This is a genomic window from Microcystis sp. M49636_WE2 (genome assembly GCF_030065375.1).
Taxonomy (GTDB): Bacteria; Cyanobacteriota; Cyanobacteriia; order Cyanobacteriales; family Microcystaceae; genus Microcystis; species Microcystis aeruginosa_C.
In genome coordinates this window covers 1-9,047 of the sequence record NZ_JASJFG010000430.1, presented here as the reverse complement: position 1 = coordinate 9,047, position 9,047 = coordinate 1, and the positions used below count along the sequence as shown (strand labels likewise).

Genomic DNA, 9,047 nt, shown 5'->3' with positions numbered 1-9,047 from the left:
TGTCCCACGGTACGTTGACCGCCTATAGCTTCTTGTACTTGTTGCGCGCGACTTTTTACCCGGCCAAGCTTTTCTGGTCGGAACCCCCTAAGCCGAGTTTTCAAGGTGCTGCGCCGTCCACTTGGTTTTCGAGACTGGCCTCTTAATTCTAACGTAAAGCCGCCGTAGAACGGCGGGGTTTCAGACCCAAAATTTCCTATGACCACTACCGGTTCTTTTGATGACTCTTTGTTCGCAAGAGGGGATTCTCTTCTCAAGCGAGCCTCCGATGATGTTCCCGAGAAAATTATCGGAACGATTTTGTTCGCCTGCGCCCTTGTATCTGTAGTCACAACCTTCGGCATCGTCGCTATTATTTTCAAGGAAACTGTCGCTTTTTTCCAGGAAGTAAGTTTCGGGCAGTTCTTCTTGGATACCCAATGGACTCCCCTTTTTAATCCTCCCCGTTTCGGGATCTGGCCGTTGATTAACGGAACCGTTTTAACCACGGTCATCTCAATGGTGGTCGCAGTTCCGTTGGGATTGTCTTCAGCGATTTATCTGGCCGAGTACGCAACCCCGAAAGCAGCTTCTATTCTGCGTCCGGCCGTGGAAATTTTGGCGGGAATTCCCACCGTAGTTTACGGTTACTTCGCACTGATCTTTCTCACACCCTTACTACGGAATTTTTTACCCGTAGAGGTTTTTAACGCTCTGAGCGCGGGATTGATGATGGGAATCATGATCACCCCGACCGTCGGTTCGATCAGTCTAGACGCGATTAAATCGGTTCCCCGTTCCCTGCGCGAGGGTTCCTACGCCCTAGGAATTACCAAGCTGGAAACAATTTTCAAGGTGGTTTTGCCGGCCGCCCTATCGGGGATTATGGCTTCGATTATTTTGGGGGTTTCCCGTGCGGTGGGAGAAACCATGACCGTCCTGATCGCGGCGGGTGCTCAACCTCGTCTAACTTTCAATCCACTGGAATCGATCGCCACCATGACCGCTTTTATGGCCCAGGTTTCTAGTGGAGATGCCCCGAGAGGGAGTTTCAATTTTAAATCCATCTATGCGGTCGGTGCGGTGCTTTTCCTGATCACTCTGGCACTCAACATCGGCAGTTATTGGATTTCTAATCGCTTTAAGGAAAAATACGACTAATTATCATGGTTAAATCTTCTCCTGCTAGGGATACGGCCGTCTTTAACGATCGACTCGAAAGCCGAGAAACCATCGGCAAAATCTACGAGTATATTTTCTTGATCGGATTACTCATCGGTCTATTCGTTCTCGCTCTACTGTTGCTCAATGTCTTTCATGACGGACTGGCCCGCCTACTCACCCCCGGTTTTCTCACGGAAACCCCCTCCCGTTTTCCCGATCGCGGGGGAATTCGCCCCGCGATTATCGGTAGCCTCTATTTGGGAGTAATCGTGATCTTGGTAGCGGTGCCCATCGGGGTGGGCGCTGCCCTATACCTAGAAGAATACGCCCCGAAAAACTGGTGGACGGCGCTGATCGAGGTGAATATCGGCAATCTGGCCGGGGTTCCCTCGATCGTTTACGGTTTACTCGGTTTAGGGGTCTTCGTCTATTTACTGAATTTCGGTTCTACCCTACTTTCCGGGGCCTTAACTCTATCTCTACTATCGCTGCCAGTCATTATCGTTGCGGCGCGGGAGGCGATCCGGGCGGTTCCCGATTCCCTCCGCCAAGCTTCCTACGGTCTAGGCAGCACCAAATGGCAGACGCTCCAACACCATGTTTTACCCTACGCGGTGCCGGGGATTCTCACGGGGGTAATTATCTCCGTGTCGCGGGCGATCGGGGACGCGGCCTCGCTAGTGGTGGTGGGAGCGGTGAGTTTTCTGACCTTCGATCCTGGTTTATTCGAGCGATTTATGGTACTGCCCATTCAGATTTTTAGTTATGTCTCCCGTCCTGAACCTGGTTTCGCCAATGCCGCCGCTGCAACGATTATCGTTCTGATCCTTTTGATCATGGCGCTGAACGCCATCGCCATCTATCTACGTCAACGCTATTCGACACCGAATTAGGGAAGGCAGCAGGCAGCAGGCGGGAGGTTAGATAAGTCTATTTAACTTATTAATTGCCCACTCCTCTACTCCCCACTGCTCCCGAAACACATCTTTAACCATACTCAGGAGAATTTTTGCCATGACTACCCACCTTAACCCAGATCACAGTGTTTTCGAGGCGGAAGGAGTGAAAGTTTTTTATAATGGATTTCTCGCTCTTCTGGACGTTCATATTAAAATTCCCGCGCAAAAAATCATCGCCTTTATCGGGCCGTCCGGTTGCGGGAAAAGTACCCTCTTGCGCTGCTTTAACCGAATGAATGATCTGATCCCCGGCGCCAAGGTGGAGGGAAAACTACTTTACCGAAATCAGAATATTTACGATTCGCAGGTCAATGCGGTCAAGTTAAGGCGACAGGTGGGGATGGTTTTCCAACGTCCCAACCCTTTTCCCAAGAGCATTTACGAGAATATCGCCTACGCGCCCCGAACCAACGGTTATCAGGGAAATCTTGATGAATTGGTCGAGTATTCCCTGCGGCAGGCGGCGATCTGGGAGGAAGTAAAGGACAAACTGAAAGAAAAAGGAACGGCACTATCGGGGGGACAACAACAGCGTCTCTGTATCGCCCGTGCGATTGCGATGAAGCCGGATGTTTTATTGATGGATGAACCCTGTTCGGCCCTCGATCCCATCTCTACCCGTCAGGTGGAGGAATTGTGCCTACAACTGAAGGAAAGTTACACGATCATCACCGTCACCCACAATATGCAGCAGGCATCGCGGATCGCCGACTGGACGGCATTTTTTAACACCGAAACCGATCGGTCCGGGAAACGCCGGGGAAAATTAGTCGAATTTAGCCCCACGGAAGTTATGTTCGGCAATCCGCAAACCGACGAGGCCCGGGAGTATATTACCGGGCGATTTGGGTAATTGAAACAGAAAAAAAGCCGATAGTCTGTTTTTCAAAACCGTGCGCGGTTTTATGCCGAGACACCCATTGCTATGAATAGAAAGGACTGGATTTTCGCTATTTTGTTGGTTTTTGTCCCGATCTCGATCGCCTGGAATTTCCTGCGTTGGGACGTGACGATCGTTTTCCTGAGTGCCTGTCTAGCGATTGTTCCCCTGGCCGCTTACATGGGAAAGGCAACCGAGGAAATCGCCGTCGTGGTCGGTCCCAATCTCGGCGGTTTACTGAACGCCACCTTCGGCAACGCCACCGAATTAATTCTCGCCTACGCCGCCCTGGAAGAGGGTTTGATCGAGGTGGTGAAAGCGACGATTACCGGTTCGATTATCGGGAATCTGCTGCTGGTAACGGGCTTATCGATGTTTTTCGGCGGCTTACGCTATAAAGAACAGAAATTCCAGCCCGTGACCGCCCGTTTAAATTCCTCGTCGATGAATCTCGCCGTGGCAGCGATCCTCCTACCCACGACCGTTCAATACACCTCCGCCGCAATCGAGGAGAGCGTCCTACAGCGTCTCTCGGTAACGGTGGCGGCGGTATTAATTTTTGTGTATTGCCTGAGTCTGCTTTTTTCGATGAAGACCCATACCTATCTTTACGAGGTGGGGGACGCAGATCTCGATCAAGAGTCGGGGGAAGCGGTAAGCGTAAAAAAGCCGAATCTCTGGCTCTGGGTGGGGATATTACTGCTGGTGACCATCGGGGTGGCGGTCGAATCGGAATTATTAGTTAATACCCTAGAGGAAGCCACGCATAAATTAGGATTAACGACCCTTTTCACGGGGGTGATCCTGCTGCCAATTATCGGCAACGCGGCCGAACACGCCACCGCGGTTAGGGTCGCCTTAAAAGACAAAATGGATCTGGCGGTTTCTGTCACCGTCGGTTCAAGTCTGCAAATCGCACTTTTTGTCGCACCGGTTCTCGTAATCGCGGGTTATTTCATCGGTCAGCCGATGGCTCTCGATTTTGATCCGTTTGAATTGGTCGCCGTCGCCGTCGCGGTGTGGCTGACTAACTCGATCAGTAACGACGGTCGCTCGAACTGGCTAGAGGGTATATTACTCGTCGCCACCTACGCAGTGATCACCCTTGCTTTCTTTTTCCATCCCGCACCGGGATAAAGCGATCGGTCGTGGGAAATACAGTTTCTCGATCGGGATAGGTAGTAAAATTCTCCCGTTCCAGAACCTTTGAAGGAAAAGCCGAACAAGGTTTAACGAACGGACGAACCCGACGGCCATCTTAAGGAAAAAAACCATGATCGAGATTGTGATCGCGATATCTACCGGTGTAGCGGCATTCGTCGCCACCAACCTCGACGATATATTGATCCTGACGATTCTCTTCAGCCAAACGGGGAAACTCTTCCGTCGTCGCGATATCGTCATCGGTCAGTATATCGGCTTTAGTCTGCTTGTTATTGCCAGTTTAGCGGGATTTTTCGGGTGCTTTCTCATCCCTACCCCCTGGATTCGCTATCTAGGCCTCGTTCCTGTGATTCTCGGCATCGTTTCCCTTCTCAAAGAAGAGGAGAAGGAGGAAGAGCCGGAGAATGTCGAATTGGACTTAGAGGGTGCGAAACATTCCCCCTTCGGTGGTTGGTTTGACCCGCGCACCTATAGCGTGGCTGCGTTGACCGTCGCCAACGGCAGCGATAATATCGGCATTTACGTTCCCCTGTTTGCCAGTAGTAGCGTAACAAGTCTGATCGTTATCGTCAGCGTGTTTTTGATTCTGGTGGGGGTTTGGTGTGCGATCGCCTACGGGTTGACCAGTGTGCCGACCATCGCCACTATTCTCACCAGTCAGGGAAGCACCTTCGTTCCCTGTGTGCTGATCGGTTTAGGGATTTTTATCGTCAAAGAAAGTATTCCCCTCGCGTTTTTGGCCTTAGGAATTAGCTATCTCTGGGCGATCATCGGTCGCAGTAAGGGACTGGCAAGAAAATAAAGTACCATTTATTTCCCAGGCAGAATTATCACATTAAATCTGGTTATTAAAAACTGATTATTTATTTCTCCTTTTGCCTTTTGACTGTCCTTATAAGTAGCCTATACTCAACGGATTTAGTATCACATCCCAGGGAGTGATTCCCAGTGGGATCTGGGGTTAGGAGATTTTAACTCACTGAGAACAACGATTTGATGAGTTGCATTCCAGACGTTTTTGACGTTCTGCTAAGATTGTTTTTAAATTCGGTCTTCCGGTTAAGGTTAATCGCCAAGAAGCCCAAATTTCATAGATAATATCCACTAGAAACCCGATAACCGGCCATTTGGTAGCGGCATAAATCCAACCAATGCCCAAAATATCATAGACTTGGCGAAACACTTCCACATTTTGGAGAATAGTACCATCGGCTAGTACAGCATGGATTCGTCCCATGGCTGCCGCGAAGGAAATACCGCCATTTTCCTCCGGATTATAGTTTTCGGCGGCAATATCGACAAAAGCAACTAATCCTCTCCCAGCATCCTGTTTTTGCAGAAAATTGACCTCCCGCAAGCAGAGGGGACATTCTCCATCGTAGAGGAGTTTAATTTTCCAAGAGGGCGATCGAGTAGAATTTTCTAAGGTATCAGCAGATTGAGTCGGTAAAGATGACATGATCTTCTAGGGATTCTCGTTTTAGTGATTAGTGAATGGTTGGGGTTTGACAGCATTTTTCTTTATTCGTGGCAGACATAGCACTCCCCTCTCCCACCCCCTCCTTGAACGAATTCCCAGGGTTTGGGTGTGAGGGCAAGTGACCATCTCTGCCATGACTTTAGAAAAATGCCATGAAATGACTATAATTTTATCCATCGAAAAAAATCTATGATTGAAGACGTAAAAAGTGATTGACTTCATAGATTATCTGGGTTATAGTGTGTGATATAGATCACTTAAGTGTGTGATGCAGATAACTTAGTTGTGTCGCAAAACTCAAGTTTGAATTGTGCTTATGATTCCAATCTTAGGACTATTTTCACACAGATGGGGGAAATACACAGGTAATGGTCGCCCATCAAAGACAGGCAATCGCAAGCGGTACTCGTACTGTGAACCTGTAAATTTCTACTGATGGTGACATAGGTGTGCTGCTGGAGCGCAACAACAAGTTAAGCTTCCATGCTTTCTGTCTTGAATGCCTTATAATCTTTTCTAACTTATTGCCATGAAGTCAACCAATCTTATAACTACCGCCGAGTCATCGCCAGAAAACACCCTTGATGATCAGAAGAAAGTAACTGAGAACGAGCGAATACCAAATAGTACAAACCCGACCAGTAAGATTGATGAGTTGTTAAAGGATGCTGTCGGTGACAAAAATTTAAATTCCCTCTCCCGAAAAGATTTAAATGATCTTTTGAACAAAGTTGATTTTTTAGGTGCAATTGGACTTGATACTGACGGAAAAAAGATACCAAAAAAAGTTGACGACAACCAAAAATCAAGTCTTACCTCAAGTCTTACCTCAAGTCCTACCTCAAGTCTTACCTCAAGTCCTGCCTCAAGTCCTGCCTCAAGTCCTGCCTCAAGTCCTGCCTCAAGTCCTGCCTCAAGTCCTGCCTTAAGTTTTACCTCAAGTGTCTCACTACCAGATTTAGTGGGCAGTTTTGGCACGATTAATTTGCCAAGTACAGTTGACTTCGGCGCTCTGGGGAATGCACAGGTAATTGTCACCAATCAAGGACAGGCGCTCGCCAGTGGACCTAGTACTGTCAAACTCTACATTTCCACTGACGGTCAGATTGACAGTAACGATGCCTTACTCACCAGTGTCAGCACAAACTTGAACCTAAACGCCGGGCAGTCAGTCACCCTAGACTTGCAGTATCAAAACAATACTTCAGTCATCGCTCCGGGGGCCTACTTTCTCATTGCTCAAGTCGATGCAGATAACCAAATTGCCGAACAAGTAGAAACCAATAATGTCACCAGTAAATTAGTATCGGGACTCAATACTAACGCCATCATCGACTGGAATGCGATCGCATTAAATGCGATTCAAGCCGAGGGAAAAGCGGGGCGGGGAGTCGCGCCGACAGTAGGTTCTCGCTTAATGGCGCTGGTTTCTACTGCCGTCTATGATACGGTCAATGCCTTCAACACTTTATATCCCTCCTACGCTGTAAATGTGAACGCACCAGCGAATACCTCGTTGGAGATGGCGGTAGTTGGTGCTGCTTATCGAGTTCTCTCCACTCAATTACCTGGACAAAGTAGCTTGTTCTTACAGCAAGTAGCCAATTCTCGGGCGGAGATTCTGGACAGTGCCATCGCTGAAAGCAGGGGTTTTAATTTTGGCATTTTAGTAGCCAATCAGAGCCTCAATTTACGCGCTAATGATGGTTCTAACGACAATACGCCTTTCACTCCGCTGTCGGGAGCCTATGTCTGGACACCAGAAACCTCGGGCCCGACTGCTGCGGTAGCAGTGGGTGCGAACTGGGGGGGAGTAGATACTTGGACGATTGGCGACATTGACCAGTTTGTCTCGCAAAATCAAATTGATGTAACTCTTGATGGCCGTCCCGACACAAATCCTACATTGTATGCCCAAGAAATTGAAGAAGTCCGGCTCTATGGCGGCTTGAACGACACTACTCTCACGACCACTTTACGCAATGCAGACCAGACAGAAATGGCTGTTTTCTGGGCCTATGACCGGGCTGATACCTTCCGTCCCTACGGTCAATTAAACCAAATTGCTCAAGAAATTGCGGTGCGCGACGGCAATACCTTGCAAAAAGATGCCAGCCTATTTGCCGCGTTAAATACCGCGCTGGCGGATGCGGTAATCGTCGCTTGGAAAGAGAAATACACTGAACTCCAACCTCGCCCTGATGACGTAATTGCCGGAGGATTTGCGGCTAATGACGGGATAGATTCTACGGTGGGCGATCCCGATTGGAAACCCTTGCTGTCACCATTAATGGGGGTTAATTCGCCACCCTTCCCGGATTATATGTCAGGGCATTCCGCCATGGGGGGAGCATTTGCTGGAGTGATGACCAACTATTTTGGTGACGACTATGTGTTTAGTGCTGTCTCCCAAGAACTTGTTGGTGTCGTTCGTACTTTCGATAGTTTCTATGAAGCGGGAATGGAAAATGCCCTCGGCCGTATTTATGGCGGGGTTCACGTCCGTGAGGCTTGTATTGATTCTTTTGAAATGGGGTTAGCTGTTGGCGAGTTTGTCGCGGCAAATTTCTTTCAGCCGATTTAAAATCGGGTTCGTTGTTAAGGCTCCGGCCCGATGATTGACAATGGAACGTTTGTCTCTGGCACTTTTTTAGTCAAAAAAGTGCCAGAACTGTTTTCTAGGAAGGCTTCCAGTAATAAGCTGTTCGTAATTTAAATTGCTTGTTGAGACGAGGCAAGAGGCAAGAGGCAAGAGGCAACAGTAAAGGGATTGAGGTAGATTCGGCTAATCTTAAGAATAAGCACTTTAAATGCGTCTTAGCTTATTCAACCAACCCTAGATAGGGGCTGCTGAAAAAGTTTTTCGTGGGGGCAGGGTGTGGGGTGTGGGGTGTGGGGTGTGGGGTTTTACCGATTTTGAGGTGGTCAGTTACCTAATTTTCAGGGAAAAAGTACCTGAATTTTACCCCCGATCCCTCCAATGGTCGGCACTTTTTGAGGTCAAAAAAGTCTAAAAGCCTTATCCAACAAGGTTTTTAGATTTATTCAGCAAGCCCTAGATAGTCAACAGCTTAACTGATAACTGATTCAAGGCTGTCTCCTGAATACTGAATACTGAATACTGAGGGTTATTTTATGGCAATTTATCAGATGGGATGGTATCACTCTCTACGGGTTCTCGATCGTTGCGTTTTGAGAAACCCCAAGCAAAGAGGATAGCAATTAAACTGATCATAATCCATTCTGGCGGCACAAAATCGGGACTAATCACCCGCAACAACAATCTTAAACCCACCAAACCGACGGTGACAAAACCAGCATCTTCTAGGTGGGTGTATTCCTCTAACCAGCGAATAAATAAACCCGCCATAAAGCGCAGGGTAACTACTCCGATCGTACCACCAAGCAGGATCAACCAAGT

9 protein-coding genes are annotated in these 9,047 nt (G+C 48.4%); 6 read left to right on the top strand and 3 right to left on the bottom strand.

Going from position 1 to position 9,047, the window contains the following annotated elements; all coding sequences use genetic code 11:
* Positions 1-198: 198 nt before the first annotated feature.
* The 5 genes from pstC (at position 199) to PX484_RS10350 (ending at position 4,948) form a co-directional block, all read left to right on the top strand.
* A complete protein-coding gene (gene pstC, locus PX484_RS10370) occupies positions 199-1,140 on the top strand; it encodes a phosphate ABC transporter permease subunit PstC (protein ID WP_002803518.1) in 942 nt (313 codons plus the stop codon).
* A gap of 5 nt (positions 1,141-1,145) precedes the next feature.
* Positions 1,146-2,036 (top strand): phosphate ABC transporter permease PstA, encoded by an 891-nt coding sequence (gene pstA / locus PX484_RS10365; RefSeq protein WP_287664586.1) that lies wholly within the window; start codon positions 1,146-1,148, stop codon positions 2,034-2,036.
* A gap of 121 nt (positions 2,037-2,157) precedes the next feature.
* Positions 2,158-2,955, top strand: a complete 798-nt coding sequence (gene pstB / locus PX484_RS10360) for a phosphate ABC transporter ATP-binding protein PstB (protein ID WP_002803515.1) — start codon at positions 2,158-2,160, stop codon at positions 2,953-2,955.
* Between the two features lie 72 nt (positions 2,956-3,027).
* Positions 3,028-4,119 carry a calcium/proton exchanger gene (cax, locus tag PX484_RS10355; protein ID WP_287664583.1) on the top strand — a complete coding sequence of 364 codons (1,092 nt, stop codon included), beginning with the start codon at positions 3,028-3,030 and terminating at the stop codon, positions 4,117-4,119.
* A gap of 136 nt (positions 4,120-4,255) precedes the next feature.
* On the top strand, positions 4,256-4,948 hold the full coding sequence (locus PX484_RS10350) for a cadmium resistance transporter (RefSeq protein WP_287766731.1): 693 nt from the start codon (positions 4,256-4,258) through the stop codon (positions 4,946-4,948).
* Positions 4,949-5,122: 174 nt separating this feature from the next.
* Here PX484_RS10350 and PX484_RS10345 read toward each other — a convergent pair whose 3' ends face one another.
* Together PX484_RS10345 and PX484_RS10340 are read right to left on the bottom strand one after the other, a co-directional pair.
* Positions 5,123-5,605, bottom strand: coding sequence for a thiol-disulfide oxidoreductase DCC family protein (locus PX484_RS10345; RefSeq protein ID WP_287664577.1), 483 nt, complete (start codon positions 5,603-5,605; stop codon positions 5,123-5,125).
* 609 nt (positions 5,606-6,214) lie between these two features.
* Positions 6,215-6,604 (bottom strand): hypothetical protein, encoded by a 390-nt coding sequence (locus PX484_RS10340; protein ID WP_287766732.1) that lies wholly within the window; start codon positions 6,602-6,604, stop codon positions 6,215-6,217.
* Between the two features lie 7 nt (positions 6,605-6,611).
* On the opposite strand from PX484_RS10340, the gene PX484_RS10335 reads away from it, so the two are divergent.
* Complete coding sequence (locus tag PX484_RS10335; protein WP_287766733.1) at positions 6,612-8,210, top strand: vanadium-dependent haloperoxidase; 1,599 nt, start codon at positions 6,612-6,614, stop codon at positions 8,208-8,210.
* A gap of 549 nt (positions 8,211-8,759) precedes the next feature.
* On the opposite strand, the gene PX484_RS10330 is transcribed toward PX484_RS10335, so the two are convergent.
* Positions 8,760-9,047: TerC family protein (locus tag PX484_RS10330; RefSeq protein ID WP_502882722.1), on the bottom strand; the 288-nt coding region annotated here is incomplete at its 5' end.